23 protein-coding genes are annotated in these 22297 nt (G+C 67.2%); 9 read left to right on the forward strand and 14 right to left on the reverse strand.

The genetic code is table 11. The features are described from left to right. Positions 1-12: 12 nt before the first annotated feature. A complete protein-coding gene (locus FJX73_04900; GenBank protein MBM3470115.1) occupies positions 13-831 on the forward strand; it encodes an enoyl-ACP reductase in 819 nt (272 codons plus the stop codon). Positions 832-850: 19 nt separating this feature from the next. Here FJX73_04900 and FJX73_04905 read toward each other — a convergent pair whose 3' ends face one another. Continuing rightward, on the reverse strand, positions 851-1717 hold the full coding sequence (locus FJX73_04905) for a CPBP family intramembrane metalloprotease (protein ID MBM3470116.1): 867 nt from the start codon (positions 1715-1717) through the stop codon (positions 851-853). Between the two features lie 28 nt (positions 1718-1745). On the opposite strand from FJX73_04905, the gene dnaX reads away from it, so the two are divergent. Genes dnaX through FJX73_04925 form a run of 4 tightly spaced genes read left to right on the forward strand, consistent with a single transcriptional unit; the run spans position 1746 to position 5697 of the window. Continuing rightward, a complete protein-coding gene (gene dnaX / locus FJX73_04910; GenBank protein ID MBM3470117.1) occupies positions 1746-3539 on the forward strand; it encodes a DNA polymerase III subunit gamma/tau in 1794 nt (597 codons plus the stop codon). Continuing rightward, positions 3536-3853, forward strand: a complete 318-nt coding sequence (locus FJX73_04915; GenBank protein MBM3470118.1) for a YbaB/EbfC family nucleoid-associated protein — start codon at positions 3536-3538, stop codon at positions 3851-3853. The genes dnaX and FJX73_04915 overlap by 4 nt, the downstream gene beginning before the upstream one ends. A 5-nt stretch (positions 3854-3858) precedes the next feature. Next, the gene (recR, locus tag FJX73_04920; protein ID MBM3470119.1) at positions 3859-4455 is read left to right on the forward strand and encodes a recombination protein RecR; all 597 of its coding nucleotides are present in this window, start codon (positions 3859-3861) and stop codon (positions 4453-4455) included. Then, positions 4456-5697: an MFS transporter gene (locus FJX73_04925; GenBank protein MBM3470120.1), complete on the forward strand. Its 1242-nt coding sequence runs from the start codon at positions 4456-4458 to the stop codon at positions 5695-5697. It begins immediately after the preceding gene. A gap of 40 nt (positions 5698-5737) precedes the next feature. On the opposite strand, the gene FJX73_04930 is transcribed toward FJX73_04925, so the two are convergent. The 3 genes from FJX73_04930 to FJX73_04940 form a co-directional block, all read right to left on the reverse strand. After that, entirely contained in the window at positions 5738-6586 is an 849-nt protein-coding gene (locus tag FJX73_04930; GenBank protein MBM3470121.1) for a carbohydrate ABC transporter permease, read from the reverse strand. Beyond that, positions 6587-7465, reverse strand: coding sequence for a sugar ABC transporter permease (locus FJX73_04935; GenBank protein ID MBM3470122.1), 879 nt, complete (start codon positions 7463-7465; stop codon positions 6587-6589). A gap of 69 nt (positions 7466-7534) precedes the next feature. Further along, entirely contained in the window at positions 7535-8815 is a 1281-nt protein-coding gene (locus tag FJX73_04940) for a carbohydrate ABC transporter substrate-binding protein (protein MBM3470123.1), read from the reverse strand. A gap of 190 nt (positions 8816-9005) precedes the next feature. On the opposite strand from FJX73_04940, the gene FJX73_04945 reads away from it, so the two are divergent. Both FJX73_04945 and FJX73_04950 read left to right on the forward strand, forming a co-directional pair. Then, positions 9006-9476 (forward strand): hypothetical protein, encoded by a 471-nt coding sequence (locus tag FJX73_04945; protein ID MBM3470124.1) that lies wholly within the window; start codon positions 9006-9008, stop codon positions 9474-9476. 35 nt (positions 9477-9511) lie between these two features. Next, positions 9512-10408: a sugar phosphate isomerase/epimerase gene (locus tag FJX73_04950; GenBank protein MBM3470125.1), complete on the forward strand. Its 897-nt coding sequence runs from the start codon at positions 9512-9514 to the stop codon at positions 10406-10408. A 24-nt stretch (positions 10409-10432) separates the two neighbouring features. On the opposite strand, the gene FJX73_04955 is transcribed toward FJX73_04950, so the two are convergent. The 7 genes from FJX73_04955 to FJX73_04985 all read right to left on the reverse strand — a co-directional run bounded on the left by FJX73_04955 (position 10433) and on the right by FJX73_04985 (position 17662). Continuing rightward, the gene (locus tag FJX73_04955) at positions 10433-11251 is read right to left on the reverse strand and encodes a sugar phosphate isomerase/epimerase (GenBank protein MBM3470126.1); all 819 of its coding nucleotides are present in this window, start codon (positions 11249-11251) and stop codon (positions 10433-10435) included. Positions 11252-11269: 18 nt separating this feature from the next. Continuing rightward, a complete protein-coding gene (serS, locus tag FJX73_04960) occupies positions 11270-12673 on the reverse strand; it encodes a serine--tRNA ligase (GenBank protein ID MBM3470127.1) in 1404 nt (467 codons plus the stop codon). Continuing rightward, positions 12547-13773 carry an alanine--glyoxylate aminotransferase family protein gene (locus FJX73_04965; GenBank protein MBM3470128.1) on the reverse strand — a complete coding sequence of 409 codons (1227 nt, stop codon included), beginning with the start codon at positions 13771-13773 and terminating at the stop codon, positions 12547-12549. Before FJX73_04965 ends, serS begins: the two co-directional genes overlap by 127 nt. A gap of 278 nt (positions 13774-14051) precedes the next feature. Beyond that, on the reverse strand, positions 14052-15314 hold the full coding sequence (locus tag FJX73_04970) for an NAD(P)/FAD-dependent oxidoreductase (GenBank protein ID MBM3470129.1): 1263 nt from the start codon (positions 15312-15314) through the stop codon (positions 14052-14054). Positions 15315-15333: 19 nt separating this feature from the next. Then, the gene (locus FJX73_04975; GenBank protein ID MBM3470130.1) at positions 15334-15537 is read right to left on the reverse strand and encodes a DUF2892 domain-containing protein; all 204 of its coding nucleotides are present in this window, start codon (positions 15535-15537) and stop codon (positions 15334-15336) included. A 123-nt stretch (positions 15538-15660) separates the two neighbouring features. After that, complete coding sequence (locus tag FJX73_04980; GenBank protein MBM3470131.1) at positions 15661-17253, reverse strand: ABC transporter substrate-binding protein; 1593 nt, start codon at positions 17251-17253, stop codon at positions 15661-15663. Next, positions 17246-17662: an archease gene (locus tag FJX73_04985; GenBank protein MBM3470132.1), complete on the reverse strand. Its 417-nt coding sequence runs from the start codon at positions 17660-17662 to the stop codon at positions 17246-17248. The genes FJX73_04980 and FJX73_04985 overlap by 8 nt, the downstream gene beginning before the upstream one ends. Positions 17663-17703: 41 nt before the next feature. Here FJX73_04985 and selD point away from each other — a divergent pair, with 41 nt between their 5' ends. Together selD and FJX73_04995 are read left to right on the forward strand one after the other, a co-directional pair. Then, entirely contained in the window at positions 17704-18759 is a 1056-nt protein-coding gene (selD, locus tag FJX73_04990; protein MBM3470133.1) for a selenide, water dikinase SelD, read from the forward strand. A gap of 37 nt (positions 18760-18796) precedes the next feature. Continuing rightward, positions 18797-19543 carry a hypothetical protein gene (locus tag FJX73_04995; protein ID MBM3470134.1) on the forward strand — a complete coding sequence of 249 codons (747 nt, stop codon included), beginning with the start codon at positions 18797-18799 and terminating at the stop codon, positions 19541-19543. Between the two features lie 37 nt (positions 19544-19580). On the opposite strand, the gene FJX73_05000 is transcribed toward FJX73_04995, so the two are convergent. The 3 genes from FJX73_05000 to FJX73_05010 all read right to left on the reverse strand — a co-directional run bounded on the left by FJX73_05000 (position 19581) and on the right by FJX73_05010 (position 22295). Next, the gene (locus FJX73_05000; GenBank protein ID MBM3470135.1) at positions 19581-19928 is read right to left on the reverse strand and encodes a hypothetical protein; all 348 of its coding nucleotides are present in this window, start codon (positions 19926-19928) and stop codon (positions 19581-19583) included. Between the two features lie 445 nt (positions 19929-20373). Continuing rightward, a complete protein-coding gene (locus tag FJX73_05005) occupies positions 20374-21429 on the reverse strand; it encodes a protease inhibitor I42 family protein (protein ID MBM3470136.1) in 1056 nt (351 codons plus the stop codon). Then, positions 21354-22295 (reverse strand): hypothetical protein, encoded by a 942-nt coding sequence (locus FJX73_05010; protein ID MBM3470137.1) that lies wholly within the window; start codon positions 22293-22295, stop codon positions 21354-21356. The genes FJX73_05005 and FJX73_05010 overlap by 76 nt, the downstream gene beginning before the upstream one ends. Positions 22296-22297 lie beyond the last annotated feature (2 nt).

Below are 22297 nucleotides of genomic sequence, written 5' to 3' on the forward strand. Positions count from 1 at the left end.
CCGGCGAGGTGAATCGTGCTCCTTCAAGGCAAGCGGGCGTTGATCATGGGCGTCGCAAACAACCGCAGCATCGCGTGGGGAATCGCGCGGGCGTTCCACCGCGAGGGCGCGACCCTGGCGTTCACCTACCAGGGCGAGCGGCTCAAGGACAACCTGGTCGGCCTGCTCGATGAGATCGGCGGCGCCTCGGAGTACCCGCTCTTTCCCTGCGATGTCACCTCTGACGATGAGGTCGCGGCCGTGTTTGCGGCTCTGGCGGAACGCTGGGGAGCACTCGACGTCCTGGTGCACTGCCTGGCGTTCGCGGACCGCGAGGATCTGCTCCGGCCGTTCTCGGGCATCTCGCGCAAGGGATATGCTCTGGCACTCGAAGTCAGCGCGTATTCGCTGATACGGTGCGCGGGTGCTGCCAGGCCGCTGCTGGAGGCATCCGGCGGCGGCAGCATCATGACCCTGACGTACAACGCGGTGGATAGGGTCGTGCCCTCGTACAACGTCATGGCCGTGGCCAAGGCCGCGCTGGAGTGCGAGGTGCGCTACCTGGCCGCTGAACTGGGGCCGATCAACGTGCGAGTGAACGCGATCTCGGCCGGCCCCCTGCGCACGCTGGCAGCCAGCGCGGTCAAGGGGCTTTCCGGGTTCCGCGACGCCGTGGAGGGGATCGCGCCGCTACGCCGCAACGTCACCCTGGAGGAAGTCGCCGGCGTGGCAACGTTCCTGGCCAGCGACCTGTCGCGCGCGGTCACGGGGAACACGATCTTCGCCGACAGTGGGTTTCATGTCATGGGCGTGGCAGGCCAGCTGGAGGTGGCGAGGAAGCCACAAGCGTAGGCCGCCTGGTGGCCGGGGATCAGCCCCAACCGTACCAGATCGAGGCGATCGCGATAACGTTGTTGAGGGCGTGGGTGACGATCACCGGCACGAGACTCCGGGTGCGCTCGTAGAGGAAGGCCAGCAGCACCCCGAGCACCAGGATGGGCAACGCGTGCACGAGCTGCAGGTGCACGATCGAGAAGAACACCGCGCTGGCCAGTGCCGCGGGGATCGCGCCCCACCTATCGCGCAGCCCGCCGTAGACGAACCCTCGGAAGAACACCTCCTCACCCACAGGCACGATCACGACCAGCAGTATCAGGAACCACACCGTGGCCAGGCCGCCAGGGAGCGTATCCAGGACCGGGCGCAGCGGGTCCAGCAGGTGCTCGGCCTCGGCGCGTGCCGCGGCCTGCGCCGGGCCTTCCACGAGCCCCAGCAGGAAGATCGCCAGGTCCTCGCTCGCAAGCGCCAGCGGAACCACCACGGCCGCGGCGACAAGTCCCAGCAGCACGCCCCGCGGCCAGCCGCCGAATGTCAGGCCCAGCCTCGCAGGCGGCAAGCCATACCGGCCGATCACAACGTAGGCCGAGAGACCGACGAACAGCGTGTTCTGCACGAGGGTAACCGTGGACAGATCCAGAAGCGACAGGGGCAGCGTGATGCCGGCCAGCGTCGCTGCAAGCGGCAGCGTAACCATGAACAGCACGGCGAGCGCCACCATCTCGCTGATGCCCCAGGTGTCCGCGCGGCGGATCGGGCGCAACACCAGCAGGTATATGGGCAGGGCGGTAGAGGCCAGCAGCAGCACCAGGACGGCACTGGCCATGGCGGATTCGAGTAGGGGGTATGCTGCCGCGGGGAACATCGTGTGAAAGAGCGTTCGGCAAGGCGCCCCGGGCATCCTCCGGGGGCAAGGAAGGTCAGGCGCGATGCCGAATTACACGGAGCCGAGGTGCAACGCCGTGTCGCATGTTTCCGTCTACCGCCGATGGCGGCCCAAGTCGTTTGAGGAGATCATAGGTCAGGAACGCATCACGCGTACGCTGCAGAACGCCATCAAGGCAGGCCGCACCAGCCACGCTTACCTCTTTGCCGGGCACCGCGGCACGGGCAAGACCACGACCGCCCGCATCCTCGCCAAGGCGCTGAACTGCGCGCACGGCCCCACTCCGACGCCGTGCAACGCGTGCCCTCAGTGCGAGGCCATTGCCCGTGGGGTGAGCATGGACGTCATCGAGATTGACGGGGCCAGCAACACGAGCGTGGACGACGTGCGCGATCTCAAGGAGAAGATCGTGCTCGCGCCGACCGAGGGCCGGCACAAGGTCTACATCATTGACGAGGTCCACATGCTCTCCACCAGCGCGTTCAACGCGCTGCTCAAGACGCTGGAGGAGCCCCCGGCCCACGCGGTCTTCGTGCTGGTGACGACCGAGCCGCACCGGATCCCCGCGACGGTCCTCTCGCGCTGCCAGCGGTTCGACTTCAGGCGCGTCTCATTCGGCGAGATTGCCGCGCGGCTGCGCACCATCGCCGACCAGGAGGGAATCGCTATTGACGACGCGGCGCTGGCGCAGGTCGTCCGTAGCGCCGACGGCTCGGTGCGCGACGGCGAGTCCATCCTGGACCAGTTGAGCGCGTACACCGGCGGCCAGGTAGACCGCGATCTGGTCATCGGCGTGCTGGGGTTGATTGACGACGACGTCGCGGCGGCGTTCGTGGACGCGGCGCTGGACCGCAACATGGCCGCGGCGATGCGCCTGGCCCAGGAGACGGTTGACGCCGGAAAGGACATCCGCCAGGTGCTCAGGACGCTGCTGGAGCATTTCCGCGACCTCCTGATCGTGAAGACCTGCGGCCAGGCCGCCTCCGAGATCCTGGACGCGCCGGCGGAGCGGCTTGCCGGGATCACATCCCAGACAGAACGCGCGAGCATCTCGGACCTGCTGCGGGCGGTGCGCGTGCTCAACGAAGCGGTCAGCGATGCGCGGTGGAGCACGCAGCCCCGGCTGGCGCTGGAGGTAGCGCTGATCCGACTGGCCCGCCCTGAGATGGATCCATCGCTGGAGGGCATCACGGCCCGGCTGGACCGGCTGGAAGCCGGAAGCGGCGCTCGCCCACAAGGGACACCCGCTGCACCACAGGCTGCGTCGCGGCCCGCCCAATCGGCTGCGCAGCGGGCCGCCCCACCGGCCACCGCGACACCACGCCCTGCAACGCCGCCGCCTGCCGCGCCTACCCGTGCCACAGCGGCTCCCGCGGAGAAGCCGCAGGCAAGCACGACTGGAATCGTCACCATTGACGACGTGCGACGCCAGTGGGCACGGGTGCTGGAGGACATCAAGCGTGCCAAGATGCTCTGCCACGCCCTGCTGATCGAGGGGACGCCGCTGGAAGTTACCGGGAACACCCTGATCGTTGGGCTGCGGTCTGGCTTCAACTTCCACCTGGACAACCTGCACCGCGCAGAGAACCGTGAGATCATAGAGGGTGCCCTGTCGCGCGTGCTGTCCACGCCTCTTCGGTTCAGGGCCTGCCTGCACGACGCGCCCGCCGCATCGCCTGAGCATCCCGCCGCCGGGGGCGATTCAGCGCCCAGGCCCGACGCGGGGACTAGTCCTCTTGAGGCATCGTCTGCGCGTCCCGACGCGGGAAGGACATCCCTGGTGGATCGTGCCAGGGAGCTGTTCGCCGCCGACATCGTAGAGGAGGAAAGTCATTGAGCGCGGGCAACATCGGCAAAATGATGAAGCAGATGCAGAAGCTGCAGTCCGAGATGGCGCGGGTCCAGGAGGAGCTCGCCTCCGCCCGGATAGAGGCCAGCTCTGGTGGAGGCGTTGTGCGGGCGGTGGCCAACGGCCACGGCGAACTGGTCGAGCTGGAGATTGATCCCTCTGTGGTGGACCCGGCGGACGTGGGCCTGCTGGCGGACCTGGTGCTGGCAGCCGTGAACGAGGCCCAGCGCAACGCCCGCAGCATGGCCGAGAGCCGCATGGCCGCGCTCACCGGAGGCCTCCAGATCCCAGGACTGCCCTAGCGCCGATGGACTACCCGCTCCCCCTCGCCAGGCTCATTGACGAGCTTTCCAAGATGCCGACGGTGGGCCCCAGGACGGCCCAGCGGCTGGCGTTCTACATCATGCGGTTGACCACGGAGGAGGCACAGTCGCTCGCCGACGCGATCCTGGGCGTCAAGGCCGGAATGCGCTCCTGCTCGGTCTGCTTCGGCATCACCGATACCGACCCGTGCGCAATCTGCTCTAACCCCTCCCGCAGCGGCTCGGTGCTGTGCGTCGTCGAGGACCCGCGCGACGTCATCGCGCTGGAGCGCACCCGTGAGTTCCGCGGCCGCTACCACGTGCTGGGGGGCGCGATCTCGCCGCTGGACGGCATCGGGCCCGACGATCTGAAGATCGCCGAGCTGCTGTCGCGGGTGAAGGAGGGTGGGGTGGCCGAGGTCATCGTCGCCACCAACCCGCGCGTCGAGGGCGAGGCCACGGCAATCTACCTGGCGCGCCTGCTCAAACCGCTGGGAGTGAGGGTGACGCGGATCGCCCACGGCCTGCCGGTGGGCGGAGATCTCGAGTACGCCGACGAGGTTACCCTGGCGCGCGCGCTCGAAGGCCGCCGCGATCTGTAAATGCCAGACGATCGGCCGGACGATCAGGAAGAGCAGCCCTCCCAAAGGTTCGGCGCCCTGCGATCGAGACCGTTTGCCATCTTCTGGATAGGCCTGCTGATATCACACACGGGCACCTGGATGCAGTCGGTGGGGCAGGGATGGCTGCTCTACCAGCTGACCAACACCCCGGTCTGGCTGGGTGCATCAAGTCTGGCCTTTGCCCTGCCTATGGTGGTCCTGCCGCTCTTCGGGGGCGCCCTCGCCGACCGAATCCACAGGCTCAGTCTCATCCGAGGCATGCAGCTTGCCATGGCCGTTGCCGCCGGAGCGCTGGCCGGGCTCACCTACCTCAACGCCGTCACGGCCTGGCACATGGCGGCGTTCAGCCTGTTCCAGGGCATGGTGCTGGCGTTTGAGGGCCCGGCGCGGCACGCCACGATTCCCGACCTGGTGGATCGCAGGCACCTGTTGAGCGCCGTCTCGCTGTTTCAGTCCACCTACCAGTTGGGCGGGTTCTTCGGCCCGGCGCTGGCCGGGGTCATCCTCGGCGTGCTGGGCAGCGGCCGCATCTACGCGCTCTTCGCGCTGAACTCCCTTACCTTCCTGATCAACGTGGTCGCCCTCTCCTGTATCCCAGCGGTGCCGCGTCACGCCAGGACCGACTCCTCGCTGTTTGGATCGGTGACCGACGGCCTCCGGTTCGTGTGGGAACAGCCGGCGCTGCGCTCCCTGCTTGTTCTAATCACGGTCGCAGGGGTCTTCGGCCGCTCCTACATCACGCTCATGCCGGTCTTCGCTCGGGATATCCTCCACACCGACGCGCGGGGGCTGGGCTATCTCACCGCGGCGCCTGGGATAGGCGTGGTCATCGGGGCCACCGCACTGGCCGCGAGCGGCGCCGGCGGTCATCGGGGAAAGACGATCGTCAGGATGGCCCTGATCTTCGCCGCGCTGCTCGCCGCGTTTGCCTCCTCACGATGGATCGCGCTCTCGATCCCGGTGCTGGTAGTGTTGGGCGCAGCGACGATCACGCTCATCGCGACGATGTCCACCGCGATGCAGGTCGCCGCGACCGACGCGATTCGCGGCCGCGTGATGAGCGTGTGGGCGATCGCCAACGTCGGGCTGCCCTCCATGGGGGCGATGGTGACGGCGAGCGCAGCCGCTGCCATAGGCGCGCCGCTGGCCGTGGCCGCCGGCGCCGGGCTTGTGGCAGTCACGGCCGCGAGGCTGGGCAGGAGGATCCGGCAGGTCGCCTGAGGGCACAGCGCCCTCGGTGCCGCCGAGACCTCGATCCCGTCTAGCCCTTGAGCGCTCCGGCCATCAGCCCGCGAAGGAAGTATCGGCCGAGGAAGATGTAGACCAGGAGCGGTGGCAGCGCTGCCAGCAGCGCCCCGGCCATCTGTACGTTCCACTCCACGATCTGGCTGCCCGCCAGGTTACGCAGCGCCACCTGCACCGGCTGCTGGGCGGGGTTGCTGGTAACGATCACCGCAAACAGGAACTCGTTCCAGATCTGCGTGACCTGCCAGATCATCACCACCACGAATGCGGGCATCGAGAGAGGAAGGATGACGTTCCGGTAGACGCCGACCAGCCCGGCCCCGTCAATCCGCGCCGCCTCCACAATCTCCGTGGGCACGGTGGCGTAGTAGTTGCGGAAGATCAGCGTCGTGATCGGGATGCCGTAGACCACGTGCACCAGTACCAGGCCCGTGATCGAGCCGTAGAGCCGCACCGACAGCAGCCCTCCCAGCCACTGCAGGAACTGGACCAGCGGGATGAGCACGCTCTGATAAGGGATGAACATCCCGAAGAGCAGCAGGGGGAAGACAACGTCGGCTCCCGCGAACTTCCACTTCGCCAGCACGTAACCGTTGACCGATCCCAACGCCGCCGAGACCAGTGCCGCGGGGACAACCAGGACCACGCTGTTGCGTAGGTTGGGAGCAAGCTCCCGGAGCGCCTTGCCGAAGCCTTCCAGCGTCACTTGCTGCGGCGGTGCCCACATCCGGCTGAGACTGACCTCCCGGAACGACTTGAGCCCGTTGTTGACCAGCACGTACACCGGCATAAGGTAGAAGGCGGCGAAGAACGCGAGGATCGCGTACAGCAGCACCCGCGTGGCGCGGGGTCGCCCGCGGCCCATCTAGGCCTCCGCCTCCGTACGCGAGCTGTATATCAGGTACGGAATGATCACCACCGCGACCATGACCAGCATGATGATCGAGATCGTCGCCCCCTCCGCGAACCGGTTGCCCCGGAACGTCGTCTCGAACATGAAGATCCCGGGCACGTCGGTGGAGAAGGCCGGGCCGCTGCCGGTCATCGCGAAGACCAGGTCGAAGATCTTGAGCGAGACGTGCCCGAGCACGATCGCCGCGCTCAGCGTGATCGGGTGCAGCAGCGGGATGATCACGTGCCGGTAGAGCTGAAGGTCACTCGCGCCGTCAACCCGCGCCGCCTCCCGCAGCTCGTCCGAGATGCCCCGCAGGCCAGCCAGGTACAGGGCCATTGTGAAACCCGACATCTGCCACAGCGCTGCGATGACCACGGCATAGATGGCGATCCTCGGCTCGGTGTACCAGGGGGATCTAAGGGCCCCCAGCCCTGCGGCATCCAGCAGCAGGTTGACACCTGTGCTCGGGTTGAGCAGCCACTGCCAGACCGTGCCGCCGACGATGAACGATATCGACATGGGAAACAGGAAGGCGTTGCGGAAGAGCGCCTCTCCCCGGATCTGCCGGTCTAGCAGGACCGCCAGCAACAGCCCGATCCCCAGGCAGCCTGCCAGGAACGTCAGCGTGAACACCAGGGTGTTGCGCAGGTCAATCTGGAACCGGGGCGTCTGGAAGAGGTCGGCGAAGTTGCGCAGTCCGGCAAAAGAGAGGTCGGGGACGAAGCTATTCCAGTTGCTCATCGCGACGTAGGCGGTCCACCCGATGAAGCCGTAGACGAAGACGCCTACGGCCACCACCGATGGCAGGAGGATCAGCGCCGACAGTGCCCTGTCCCGCCGGATGCGCATTGAAATGGAGGGAGTGAGCCCCCCTACCTCACTCCCTCACCGCCGTCCTCTCCCGGCCACACGCCGACGCTACTTGCACATCTTGTTGTCCACGCACGCCTTCTGCAGGGCCCGCTGTGCCATCTTGACGTCCTTGTTGGTCACGAATAGGTTCAGGATGTCGTTGAAGAGGGTAGCAAACCCCTCGGGCGCCGCGGAACCGTGGACCTCGCTGGGCAGGAGCGCGTTCTTCGTGAAGTCTACTGCCGATGACTGGAGGTAGACGTCGAACTTCTTCGGGTCGCAGTCCGTGCGCCCGCAGATCGAACCCTTCAGCGGGTTGAAGGCCTCCTGGCCCTCCTTGGACCCGGCCACCTTCAACCAAGCAAGGGCCTGCTCGCGGTTCGGGGCCTTCTTGGGAAGCCCAAACGTGTCGGTGACCACGACGAACAGCCCTGCCGTGCCGGGCGCGGGCGCGAACCCGTAGTCCACGTTTGGTTTCCAGCCCTTCGCGGTGAAGTAACCTGCCGCCCAGTCGCCCATCACGTTCATGGCGGCCTTGCGGTCAATCAGCATCTGCGCCGCCTGGTCCCAGACAAAGGCGGCGTGGTCGCGGTTGACGTAGTTGAGTATCCTGGCAAACGTATCCAGGGCGCGCTTGACCCCGTCGCCCTCCCAGCTCGTCTTGCCGGTCCAGAGGCCCCGGTACCCTTCGGCTCCCAGTGCCGCCGCGAGGATGTCCTCGAACAGGTGTGCGGCCTCCCACTTGTTCTTGTCTCCCAGCGACAGCGGCGTGATGCCCTTGCCCTTCAGCGTCTCCGCGACCTTGAAGAACTCGTCCCACGTCGCCGGTGCCTTGAGCTTGTTCTCGTCGAAGATCTTCTTGTTGAACCAGAGGACGTTGCCGCGGTGGACGTTGACCGGTACCGAGTACTGCTCGCCCTGGTGGCTGACGATGTCCACCAGGTCCTTGGGGAAGGATTTGAGCCATCCTTCGCTCTTGTAGAGCGCGGTCAGGGGCTCCATGAAGCCCGTCTTCACCCAGGTGTCAACCAGCTCGGCTCCGCCGTGCACCTGGAAGCTGTCCGGAGGGTTGCCGCCCAGCATGCGTGTCTTCAGGACGGCCTTGGCGTCGGTCCCCGCGCCGCCCGCAACGGTCGCGTTGATGATCTCAACGCCGGGGAAGCGTTTCTTGTAGACCTCGAACATCGCTTTGAGCCCGTCGGCCTCACCGCCGGCGGTCCACCAGCTGAAGATCTCCAGCTTCTTCGCCGCCCCGGCCTGGAGCCCGGTCCCCGGCACGATGCCGAGCACCGCGACCGCCAGCAGGAGGGCGAGCGCTGTCTGGGCCAAACGACGTCTCTCCGCCATGGATCTGCCTCCTCAATCGGGATCCTCCGCGACTCGCCCGGCCACGCGTGGCCGCTCGATCACCTCCTCATGACTGCGTGTGGCGCCGCGGGCAAGGCCTTCTGCGGCCGCCCCCGGACCCCCTCCTGGCCGGGTGGCTGGCTTGTTCAACTGGAAACGCCGGGAGTATACTGGGGCGGAGGCGAGGGACGTGGAGTTCGTTAGCCCCACCCTGGGGCAGCTCTCATTTGAGCAGATGTTCCGCCACCTGGTCGGCTATATGAAGAGCGAGCCCGATCAGATCTACCATTTGATAATCGGCACCGACTCGCTGGTCTCGGACGACACCACGTTCGTCACCGCGGTGGTCATCCACCGGGTTGGCCATGGGGGCCGGTACTTCTACCGGAGGTTCCGCAACCGCAAGATCGAGAGTCTCCGGCAGCGCATCATGCTCGAAGCGTCGCTGAGCCTGGAGGCCGCGCACCTGCTGACCACGGAGCTCGGCCGAAACGGCTACTCCAGTCTTCCTGTGGAGATTCACCTGGACGTCGGCCCCAACGGCGAAACGAAGCGGATCATCCGTGAGGTCGTGGGCATGGTCTCGGGGTCGGGCTATGCCGCGGTCATCAAACCGGACGCCTACGGCGCCACAAAGGTCGCCGACAAGCACTCGAAGTAGAGCCCCGGGGCTGGACCGGCCAGGGAGGGTGGGCTGTGCGCCTAGGCGTGACGGTCGCGTACGCGCGCGTCCGGTACGGTGACGAACCGACGCTCAAACAGTACGAGGAGTTCGCCGGCTGGGCGGCGGAGATGGGTTTCGCCGGCATCGAGCTGGCGGCGTTCAGCCCGCAGCACTTCTCCCGTGACTTCGGAGATCCCACTGCCGCGCGGGCCCTTGGAGTCCACTGCAGGGCGCTCGGCGTGGCGGTCAACGCCTTCGAGGCCGGGCACCTGCGCCACCTGACGGTCAGCGAGGACCCCGGTGTCCGCCGCCTGGCCGTGGAAGGGTTGGCGCGGGCGCTGGAGATCGCTCAGGCGCTGGGGACCGGCCTGGTGTACCTGCATTCCGCCCCCCACCCGTCGTGGACGATCGAGTTCCGCCGGCTCTACGATGAGTTCACCCCGCCGATCAGCGTTGAGATCCCGCCCGGGTTTGCCTGGGACTCGGCGTGGGCGCAGTACCGGAGCACGGTGGAGGAGATGGCATCTCTGGCCGAGGCCGAGGGCGTGCGCCTGGCACTCGAGATCCGGCCCTACGAGATGGTCAGCAACGCCGACGGCATGTGCCGTCTTATCGAGGCGGTCGGATCGCCCTCACTCGGGGTGGTGTTTGACACAGGGCACTTCCTGGTGCAGAAGGAGTTGCTGTCCGTCGCAATCGAGAAGCTGGCAGGGCGGATCTTCCTTGTGCACCTCGCCGACAACAACGGAGTTGAGGATCACCACTGGGCGCCCGGCAAGGGCGCCGTGCCCTGGGAGAGCGTGCTGCGCGCGCTCACCAAGGTGGGGTACACGGGGTTCGCCAACATTGACGTCGCCGGCGCCTACGACGACATCGGCGCGGAGATCAGGTTCGGCCGTGACTTCATCAGGGAGCGGATAACCGTCTGACCCTTTGGATAACCCCGGGGCTGCTCAGCCGTCCCCAAACAGCCCGCGGACGAACTGCAGCCCCTGCCGGGCGGCCGCATCGAGGTCCGGGACCAGCAGCATCTCCAGACCGATGGCCCCGGCGTAACCTGCCTCACGCAGCGCGCCCACTATCGGGCGGAAGTCGAGGTGCCCCCAGCCAGGCGCCCTGCGATTGCTGTCGGCGAAGTGCACGTGGGCCAGGTGCCCCCCGGCGCGCCTGACCGCGTCTGCCATGGAGACCTCCTCGATGTTCATGTGGAATGTGTCCAATTGAAGCCGCACCGAAGGCAGGTTCACAGACCGGAGAAGGGCGAGGCCCTCGTCCGCGGTGTGGATGAAGTCGGTCTCGTAGCGGTTGCCGGGCTCGACGGCAAGGGTCAGGCCGAGCTCGCCCGCGTACAGCCCGCACTCCCGGACGCAGGCGACCAGGTGCGACCAAGCCTCCTCGCGCAAGGTCCCCCCCGGTAACTTCCCGCGGATGACGCCGATGGATACGAGCGGGGCCCCTGCGCGGCGGGCCGAGTCGAGGCACCGGCACGCGGCGCGCACTGCCTGCCTTCGGACCTCGGGATCCGGATGCGTGAAGGTCAGTCCCTGCTCAAGGGCGATGTAGCCCGTAGCCAGCCCGATGACGGACAGACCGTGGCGTTCTGCCAATGCGCGCAGCGCCTCGGGATCGGGATCAGCGGCATCCGGCGGCATCACCTCGACGGCGTCGTAGCCGAGGCCTGCCGCCACAGCGATGCCCTCGGCAAGGCCTACCGTAGAGGCGGCGGCCCAGAACCGTGATCCGGGTGCTGCCAGATAGAGAGATACCTTCATCAATTTCAGAGGCCGCAGCTATCCACCACGCAGCTCGGTCCGCCATCCCATGTAGGGCACCAGCACCTCGGGTAGCTTCACGCTGCCGTCGGCCTGTTGACCGTTCTCTAGAATAGCAATCATGGCGCGGCCGGTGGCCACCAGCGTGCCGTTCAGCGTGTGCACGAAGTCCGTGCCGCCGCGCGGACCTTCCCGGAATCTGGTCCCCAGCCGGCGGGCCTGGAAGCTTCCCGCGTTGCTGCACGAGTGCGTTTCGCTGTACCCGCCGCGGCCCGGCATCCATGTTTCGATGTCATAGGTCTTTGCCATCCCCAACCCGAGGTCGCCGCCGCACAGCAACACTACGCGGTGGGGGAGACCCAGCGCCTGCACGAAGCGCTCCTCGAGCCCGACCAGGTACTCGTGCTCCTCGGACGACCGGTCGGGATGGGTGTACGAGAACATCTCTATCTTGAAGAACTGGTGCACGCGGTACAGCCCGCGTACGTCGCGGCCGTAGGAGCCGGCTTCGCGGCGGAAGCACCAGGATACGCCGCCATACCGCAACGGCAGCGCCGAGGCGTCGAGCGTTTCGTCCATGTGGTAAGCCGCCAGCGGCTGCTCGCTGGTTCCGATTAGCGCCAGGTTTTCGTCCTCGACCTTGTAGGTCTGCTGGGTGTCCAGCGCCGCGCCGCCCCACGCGCCTGTGATCACGCCGGTACGCACGAGCATCGGCGTCCCCAGCAGCGTGAAGCCTTCTCCCGTGAGCAGATCCATTGCCATACGCGCCAGCGCCATCTCCAGCATGACGCCCTCGCCGCGCATATAGTAGAACCGCGACCCCGAAGCCCGGGATCCGCGCTCGAAGTCGAGTATGCCCAGACTGGTCCCGATCTCCACGTGGTCGCGCGGGGTGAAGTCAAACTCGGACGGCGTCCCCCACTTGCGTACCACCACGTTGGCCGAGGACTCGGACCCCTCGGGCACGGTTTCGTCGGGATGGTTGGGTAGCGAACGCATCAGGCCATCGAGATCGGACTCGACGCTGGCCAGGCGTGGCTCCAGCTCCTTGAGGCGGGCCGAGAGGGCCTTCATCTCGGCGATACGCGCATCCCGGTCCTTCCCCTTGAGGCCCGGGATCTCGGCGGACGCGCGGTTCTGGCGGGCACGCAGCGCCTCGATCTCCTGCAGGAGAGAGCGCCGGCTGAGGTCGGCCTCTATCACCGCGTCAATAGGACCGGGATCGCGGCCTCGCTTGCGCAGCCCGTCCTTGAACCTTTCGGGGTTCTCTCGGATCTGCTTAAGATCCAGCATGGCTATCCCTCCGTGGCCAGGATCTTGGCCGCCGCCGCCTCGGCGCCCCGGCCCGCAGGTCCGCCAACCTGCGGTAGTACGGCCTCCAGCGCGAGCAACCCGGCAAGCACCGCCTCGTCCTGCACCCATCCCAGGTGCCCAAACCGGAAGATCTTCCCCCGCATCCGCCCAGGGCCACCCGCGAGCACAACGCCGTGCTTGGTGCGCAGCCGGGTGAGCAGCTCCTTCGAATCAACGCCGTCCGGCACCCACACCGCGGTGACCGCCTCGCTGGCGTCTTCCTCACGGGGAACTACCCGCAGGCCCAGCGCGCGGACCCCGGCCCGCACGGCCCTCGCGGTACGGCGGTGTCGCGCCCACCGCGTCTCCAGGCCCTCTGCCTCGACCAGCCGCAATCCGGCGTGCAGCGCGCGCACAACGCTGATTGCCGGGGTGAACGGCGTGAATGCTTCCATGTCTCCCAGTTCGGCCCGTGTCCTATCGAACGACCAGTAGAACCTGGGGAGCCGCGCGGCCTTCACCGCCTCCCAGGCACGATCCGAGACGCTGATCAGGGCCACCCCTGGCGGCGCCATGAGCGCCTTCTGGGACGCGGTGATTACAACATCAACCCCCCACTCGTCGGTGCGCAGCTCGACCGCGCCCGCGGAGCTGACCGCATCCGCAACCACCAGCGCCGGAAACTCGCGCGCCGCCGACGCGATTGCGGCCAGGTCGTTGCGCACACCTGTTGAGGTCTCGCTGTGCGCCACCAGAACCGCCCGCGCGTCCGGGGTCTCCTGAAGCGCCCGGCGCACCGCCTCGGGATCGGCGGCCTGCCCCCAGGGCACCTCCACCCGGTTGACCTTGACGCCAAAGGCCTCGGCTATGTCGGCGAACCGCTCGCCGAACGCGCCGCCGCACACCGCCACCACGGTGTCCCCTGGAGAGCAGAGATTGACGATCGTTGCCTCCAACCCGCCGGTGCCCGAGGCCGCAAAGGGCAAGATGGTGCCGCGGGTCATCAGGACACGCCCGACTGCTTTCAGCGTCTCGGCAAACAGGCGTGCGAACTCAGGGGTCCGGTGGCCGGCCATCTGGGTCGCAGAGGCCGCGAGCACCTCGTCGGGAAGCGGGGTCGGTCCGGGAATCAGCAGGTACTGCCGCACGATCAACCTCCTGGAAGTGAAACGCCCCGTCTCGTCAGAGACGGGGCGGGTTCCCGCGGTGCCACTCTGGTTCCAGGGCATCGGAGCGCCCGGACACTCATTGCGCTGTACCGGGCGCACCCGGGGGCTTGGCCCAGCCACTGCCTTCCGTTTCAGGAGGCCGGCGTTTGCCCGCTGCTCAGGAGTGGATTCGACCGGGGTCCCGACCGGCTCACACCAATCGCCGGCTCTCTCGACCAGGCGGACCCGCGGCTACTCGTCTCCGTCATCGCCATCTGAGGCGTGTTTCAGTTATGGTAGCATCAGACCCCTGGCCCGACAAGCCCGGCCTACGACAGCCCGGCCGGGGACAGCCCGGCCTAGGAGGCCATCACCCGCGACATCAGCTTCAGGCCAACATCCATTACCTTCCACGGCATGCCGGCATGGAACGGCTCTCCTGCACCAAATCGCCACGGCAGATAGATCCCAAGGAGTTTCTTGCCGAGCCGCCAGGGGGCCGATGACCCGACCCTGTAGAGATCCATCGCGTCGGGTTGTACCTCAACGGGCAGCGCAGGATTCCCGGTCAGGCGCAGTGGCACCTGTGCAAAGGTGGCCTTGTCGAACTGCTCCATCACGCACATGCTGACGGGCTGAAACCCGAACGCCGGCTCGGTCCCCAGAACCTGCGCGGCCAGGTGCTCCGCGGCCGCGTCGGCCTGGAGGAAGGCAAGAAAGGCCTGCTTGACCGGGAAATCCCCGGCATCCCCTGCGGCATAGATGTCGGGGTGTCCCACCACCTGGCGAGTCCCCAGATCGGTCTGGAGGAATCCCCGTTCGTCGGATGGCAGGCCTGCGAAGGGGGTCGCTGCGATGTATGGAGGGAACGAGACAAGGAGATCGTAGGGGAGGCGACGTCCGTTCCGGTACACCACCTCGCCGCGATCCACCCGCTCGACCACATGCTGGGTGTGGCCGGTGATGCCCCGTCGGGCAAACTCGCCCGTCACCACCTCGTTGAGGCGCGGGCCAAAGACCTGGATGTACCTTGCCTCGAATGTGGACCAGGCAATCTCGACAGCGCTGCGCGCTCCCTTCTGGCGCAGCCACGTGTCGAGCATGAAGACCATTTCATAGAGAGGGCCTGAGCACTTGTTGTTGGGTGGAATCAGGAACAGCACCTGCCTGCGCCGCCCCTCCCGGGCATCTGCCAGGAGCGCATCGAACGACCCCCGCAGCCGGAGCATCTCCTCGGGAGTCCAGACTGTCTGCGCGTACTCGCGGAGTCCGGGGATCTCATCGGGACGCATACCGGCGCCGGTGGCCACCACAAGATAATCGTAGGGAAGCTTCTGGCCGTCAACCTGGACGGTCTTGGCCTGGGAGTCCACCCCGTTGACCGCGCCCTTGACGAAGGTGATCCCCTTGCGCTGAGTAGGCTTGGCAAGCGGAATCTTCAGGGTCTCCGGGTCGAGGCCGAAGGGAATGTAGATCGTGTTCGGCTTGAAGAGGAACTGCTCTTGATCGGAGATGAGGGTGATCCTCGCCCGCTCGGCCAGGCGCATCCTCAGGTAGAAGGCGGACTCCAGCCCGGCGAACCCTCCGCCTGCGACCACGATCCGCGGTTGAACTGTACCCATTGTCTGAACCCCCTGTTCTCTATCCTTGCTTCCTGGTCGAGATGCCAAATGGCATGTAGAGCGGGCACGTGCCGACGAAGCTCGTCAGCAGGAAGATGACGGCGACAATACCCAGCACGATCGCGAGCGTGCCGCTTATCTTCCCGGTGAAGTACAGGATGCCGATCAAGATCGCGACTATGATGCGGATGGTCCTATCAGCGGTTCCCATGTTCGGCTTCATTGAGGTTCAGCCCCTTCCGCCTGGCGCATGATGTGCCAACTTCCACCTAAACGCTGGCCTCCGGCTCGCCTATTCCATGTTCGTGACGAATCCGTCCGTGCTACCCGGAGCAGCTGGCTCTGGCTAGGGGGTTCGGCTGAACCACTCGTTCCAGTGAAACGTCCCAGGACCTCCGACCACGCCGCGCAGCTCGGCACGGTGAAGCAGCAGGGGAAACCAGTCACCCAGCCGCACCGCGACGGCCTCATCGTAGAATCGCTGCTGCGCGCGCGCCCAGATCGCGGCGCGCACCGCGGGGTTGGTGTGACGCACCAGCAGCCGCAGGTGCGCCGCCATCTCGCGGTCCTGATACCACCCGGGCCACGACGGCTGCAGCGGAAGCAGGAAGACGGGATCGGGCACGAACGCGAACGTGGTCGCGAACACCTCCCATCCCTCGGACCGCGCACGGCGGGAGACCAGGGTGGCCCAGTCCATCACCTGCAGCTCAACCGTGAAGCCGGCCTGCTCCAGTTGTGACTTGGCAATCGTGGCAGCGGTCATGTGGTGCGGCATCTCGCTGCTGACCATCCAGCGCAGCGGCTGGCCGCGGTATCCGGCCTCGGTCAACAGCCGGCGCGCACCGGATGGGTCGCGCTGCCGGTAGACCGGCTCACCGGCCTCGGTCCACAAGGGGTGCTCGCGAGGGAAGAAGGACGGCGTGGCGCGCCAGAACTGCCGTGGGCCGTACGTACCGCGCAGGACCGCCTCTTCGTCAATCGCGGCGACGACAGCCCGGCGCAGCGCCCGGTCTGTCATCAACCCGCTACGGTGGTTGAGGACGAAGCCCGCCCACGCAGGCGTGGTGATCGGATGAAGCGTGACCCCGCGCGCGCCCTGGAGCCGGGGATACTCATCGTGGGGAACCGAGTGGGCGAAGTGGTAGTCACCCCGCAGCACGCCGGCGATCCGTACCGAGGCATCGGGAACAGGCAGGAAGAGCAGCGCGTCGAGAAAGGGCTCGCGCCGGCCGGCCAGGCCGTCGGGCGGCTCCTCGCGGGAGCGGTACCGATCGAACCGCTCCAGCCGGATGTGAACGTCGGGCAGGTGCTCCACGAACCGGTACGGCCCGGTGCCTATGAGGCGGCGGATGATGCCTGCCCCGGCCTCCTCTATCACCTCGCGCGGGTAGATCACGGCCCCCTGGCTAGGGATGGCCAGCGCCAGGGGCACGAGCCCGTTGGACTCGCGCAGGCGCATCATCACGGTGAAGGCGTCGGGTGCAGTCAGCCGCTCGATGTCGCGGAACAGCTCGCGGCCGCGCGCGGCAAGCTGCCCCCACCTCTGCAGGGAGGCGACAACGTCGCCCGAGGTCATCTCTCTGCCGTGGTGGAAGAGCACGCCGCGACGGAGCACGAAGGTGTAGGTGCGGCGGTCCGGCGTTACGGTCCAGCGCTCAACGAGCAGAGGCCGCGCCTCGTACCGTGCCGAGAGGGCAAAGAGCCCCTCGAACATGTGGATGGCCACGTCCTGCGTGGGCCCGCCCGTGGTCCAGTGGAGGTCGAGGGTGGGCGGCTCGCCGGTGTGGGCGATGCGCAGCACTCCGCCGCGGAAGGGCTGCTCGGCGGCCTGCGTGGTGGCGCCGGGACCGGCCTGCGACGGTGCGGCGCCTGAGAACGCCGCGCCCACCATCAGGATCGCGGAGACGGCCGCAAGCGCTCGGGCGTGCCTACACATCGAAGATCACCCTCGCCGTCCAGCCCACGTCGGCCTGCCTGACCTCCACCATGTGATAGGTCGCCGCCTTGATGTCGCGGCGGAAGCGGTGGCGGTTCGGGTCAACCGGCTCCCCGTGCACGGTTGCGCGCAGCCGGCTGGGGCTGACCTGCTCAACCACGAAGGCGACCGGCACAAAGGCCTCGATGTTAACCACCGCCAGCAGGTTGTTGAGCCAGTCCACCAGAAGCCCCTCATGGTCTTCGGCCTCCACCTCGCGCTCCAGCCATGCCCGGTTCTCCACGGTGCCCGGGTCTACCATGAGCGAGAACATGCCCTCGGCCGCGGCCTCGAACACCTCGACCAACGTTGCGCCCCGCGCGATGATTCCTATGTCGGCTGTGTGCTCGATAACCTCGAAGGTACCCATTGAGGATATAATACCGGAAGACCCGGAAAGGGGGTGACGCTGTGACCGATCGTGAGCGCATCCGGCTCACGTCGCTGGTCGCCTGCGCCGGCTGAGCGTCTAAGCTCTCACCGGGCGACCTGGCGCACGTGCTGCGCCACCTTCCAAAACCAAGCGACCCGAACCTGTTGCTCGGGATCGGGACCGGCGACGACGCGGCCGTCTACCGGCTGAGCGACGAGAGCGCGCTCGTGCTGACGGTGGACGTCTTCACGCCGGTTGTGGACGATCCGTACGAGTACGGTCTCATTGCCGCTGCCAACGCCTTCTCGGACGTCTACGCCAAGGGAGGCCGTCCGCTGCTGGCCCTCAACATCGCTGCGTTCCCCCGCAAGATGCCGCTGGAGATCCTGGCCGAGATGCTCCGCGGCGGCGCCGATAAGGCGGCGGAGGCAGGCGTGCTGATCGTCGGCGGGCACACCATTGACGACCCCGAGCCCAAGTACGGGCTGGCGGTCACCGGGCTGGTGCACCCGGCGAGATTCGTCTCCAACGCGGGCGCGCGGCCGGGCGACGTGCTCTACCTCACGAAGCCGCTCGGCCTGGGCGTCATTACCACCGGCATCAAGCAGGAGAAGACCGCGCCGGAGGTCGCGGCAGAAGCGGTGCGCGTCATGACGGCCCTCAACCGCGACGCCTCCGAGGCGATGCTGAAGGCCGGTGCACATGCCTGCACTGATGTCACCGGTTTCGGACTGCTCGGGCACCTCTACGAGATGGTGGAGGCCAGCGGCGCCGGCGCGCGCATCAGGGCGGCGGCTGTGCCGGTCCTGGATGGCGCCCGGTCTCTGGCCGGGCAGGGGGCCGTAGCAGGAGGGACCACGCGGAACCTCGAGTGGCTGGAGGACAAGGTGCGCTGGGCGGACGGGGTGGACGAGGTGACGCGGATCCTCCTGGCCGACGCGCAGACCTCAGGCGGGCTGCTGATCGCGAGCGCGCCGGAGCGGACGGACGCGCTCGAGGACGCGCTCCGCACGCGCGGCGTGGAGACCATCGCGCGTATTGGAGAGATCACCGCCCCAGGCCAGATCCCGATCGAGGTAGCCGGCGATCCCTAAGTTCAACCCGGTCGTCCCTCGCGAGCACGGCGGCTGGATGATGCTGGGCGTCCCGCTGGTCACCGGCGCAATCACAGCGCCGTCGTTTGATCCCCTGTGGTGGCCGTTCTTCGCGGCGGCGTGGGCGGTCTACCTGGGCCGGTGGCCGCTGATGCTCCTGGCGCGGCAGCCCGCACATCCCGAGCGGGCGCGGTGGCTCCGCTGGGCCGCCGGCTACCTGCTGGCCGCGCTGACGCTGGGTGCGTTGCTCGCGGCGCGCGGCCGCGCGGGTCTGGTGGCCATCGGGATCCTGGCTGCCCTGCTGCTGGCCGTCCACCTCTGGCTCGTCTCCCGCAGGGCCGAGATGACGGTAACCGGCGAACTCTGGGGCGTGGCAGGACTGACGCTGGCCGCGCCGGCCTCGTGGTACGCGGCGTCGGGTCATTGGGCTCTCGCCGCCTGGGGGCTCTACGCCCTCAACCTGGTTTACTTCGGCGCGACCGTCTTCTACGTGCGGGTGAAGGCGCGCGAGCAGCCGAAGTGGCCGCCGGATCTCGCTGGGCCGCGCCGCGCGCTGCTGGGATGGAAGGCCTGGGTGCCGGCGGCGTCAGGCGTGCTCGTGGCGCTCCTGTGGGCGCCGCTGCTGGGGTGGCCCCGGGCAGTGGGCCTCGCGTTGCTCCCCGGCGCGGTCAAGGCCGTCGCCGGGGCGTTGATGCGGCCACGGCGGCTGGTGATCACACGGGTCGGGGTGATCGAGGTCGTGATGGCGGCCCTCTTTGGCGTGCTGATCGTGCTCATCGCATAGTCGCGCCCCCTTCGCCTCACCTCTGAACCCCCATCAATCAAAGGGTGCCGAGGGAAACCGGGGGCGGCGGGGCTCCCGTCGTGCCCGAGGAATCGTCATCGCGCCTCCACAGGATGAGCACGAGCCAGATGATAAAGACCCTCACCGGGAGCGGCAGGTCCAGCGGGAGGGTGACGTCCGCGCGGCGGGTGAGCATCCCCTCCGGGGTAATTGACCCGACCTCCGCGGAACCATCGAGAAGCACAAACGCCCGCAGGAACGCAGACCTCGACCGGAGTGTGTACCGCCTGCCTTCGTGCTCAATCACGAAGGAGCGCCGGAACGCGCTGGGCTTCTCTGCGCGCGCCAGGACCGCCCCGCCGGATTCAAGGACGAAATCGCCCATCATCGGCCCTTCTCGGTACACCTTGAAGGTTGACCCACGGACGTTCAGTTCTCCCCTCTCCCGCCACCAGGACACAGATGTTGCCTGCCTGGCGCCACGAGTCGACCAGCTGAGTAAGTGACCCATTCGCTGAGAACTCGGGTTGGTCAACGCGCTTGGGGTCGGGGACGCCGACCGCCCGCGGCACGTCGTGACCTTCATAGATCAGGACCGTGCCGCTGTCCTGAAGCTCGTCCTCATAGGGTGCGTTGGGGCGAACCGACATGAGAATCACGGAGTGATTGCTCCCTAGGCCGAAGTTCATACCCCGCTGGAGGCTGACTCCCTCGCGGCGACACATGTCCAGGTACGAGATGATCTCGTTGGCCATCTGTTCGCCCGGCCGCCCGCTCAAACGCGTTTCTTGCCCGGCCCCCCTACGGGGCAAACATGTCAAGGAGTTAGGCTACCTCCTTACGGCGAGCCTGACCTCGAAGGTCTTGAGTGGCGGCACGTTCGGTTCGAAGGTTCGGTGATAGATCAGCTTCAACCGTTCCTTCCCCTGCCGGATTGCCTTGAACCTGAGCGTGAATGTGCCGCCGGACCCTGTTGCGCGGGTGTAGGGTTCGAACTCCGGGTCTCCCTCCTGCTGCAGCAGCGTCCCTGCTCCTGGCGCAAGCCCCCACGTGTAGCCCGTGGTAGGGTTGCCTTCGAGCGCGACACGAAGGGCATCGCCCACACGCAATGTTACAGCTGATCCGGAATCCCTGGCGGTCAGCTCTGTCACGGTTGGCCGGGGCTGGCCGCGAGACGCAGACACGACAACTCCGGGCGCTGGCAGTTCATACCAGAAATCCGACACAAACCCTTGTGCGTCCGTGGTGAAGCGCTGTCCGACCACCCTGGGCGTGCCGTCCACGCAACGCCAGTCATAGATCGTTTCATGGCCGGTAACGGCCGCCGGAATGCTGCGAGCCGTCGGGGCCTTCTTACAGAAGACGATCATCTCGGATTGTGGGGTGGCACTGGTGTTCGCCTTCGAGCACGGCAGATTGGCGCCCACGAAACAGGCCCAAACGTGGCCGTCCTTACACCGCCACACGGTCCCTGCCGCAACCACATCGTCCGGCGCATCGTCCGCGATCCCGGCCAGTTTCCTCAGGCCCTTGATGACTGGCCCGGGCACCGCAGGGCCAACATACCGTGCATCTGGCGCATCAATGGTGCCGACCGCCGCGCAGTACAGGAAAGGGTCCGGAAACTGGGCCTGCGCCGGTGTCGGCGTGGAAGCAACGGCCCCAGACGGGGCGCTCCGTGGCGCGCATGCCGATGACAGGAACACCACGAGCAAAGAACCGGCTACGCATTTGAGCAGCTGCCCGCCGGTCATCAGGGTCTCTCCCCTCTGCGTCTGACAGAAACCGGTCGCACTGCACCATACCCCAGCTACAGGAGGCGCGCGCCCACGAACAGGTGCTGCTGCGCGTAGCCCGCCAGCGGGCCGAAGCGATCCCTGGCCCATCCACGAATCGCGCGCGGGGTCACCGGCCGACCGCTGAAGTACCAGCGCTCCACTGCACGCGCCACCCAGACATCCACCGGGAACGCCTCGCCACGGCCGAATGCGAAGAGCAACACGCAGTCGGCGACCTTCTCGCCGACGCCTGGCAGATCCAGCAGCGCGGCGCGTGCGTCATCGAAGTGCATGGTTGCGATCCGCGGCAGGTTGATCTCACGGTTCGCGACCATCCGCGCCAGGTCCCGCACGTACCGGGCGCGGTAGCCAAGGGCACACGCGCGTAGCGCTGCGGGGCTGGCTGCGGCCAGCCGCTCAGCCGATGGGAACGTCCAGCCGGCGGCGCGGCTTCTCCCGCCGGATCCTCCACCGGTAGTGGCACCAATCAACTCGCCGCTTCCTGTATCGTCCTCGCCCACGATCGGCTCGCCAAACCGCCGTGCCATCCGCTCGATGCTGAGGCTGATCTTCGGGATGTTGTTGAATGCGGAGATGACATAGGATACCAGGCATTCCCACGGATCCTGGCGCATGATCGCGATCCCCGAAGTGCGTGGTAGCTGACGCAGAAGCACGGGGTCGCGGGCGAGAGATGCCTCGATCTCCGCGAGCGGCTCGTCCGCTCCCAGGTGTCGGCACAGGCATGCCGGAGAGGCGCGCCGATGAGCCAGGGATGTGGGAGGGCCGTCCCACCTGACCACGAGGCCGTCGGGCCCCTGCGCGACCACAACCACCGTCCCGGCAACGATGCCCCGCCATGTGGTAGCGGCACCATCCGCGGGCGCCGCCCAGCGAAAGCACTGGCCGCACGACAGGGTGCGGGACAGATCATAGGGCGGCTCAACCGGGATGAGCACGGCGCGGCTTGCCACCC

The sequence above is a fragment of the Armatimonadota bacterium genome, assembly GCA_016869025.1.
Lineage (GTDB): Bacteria > Sysuimicrobiota > Sysuimicrobiia > Sysuimicrobiales > Humicultoraceae > VGFA01.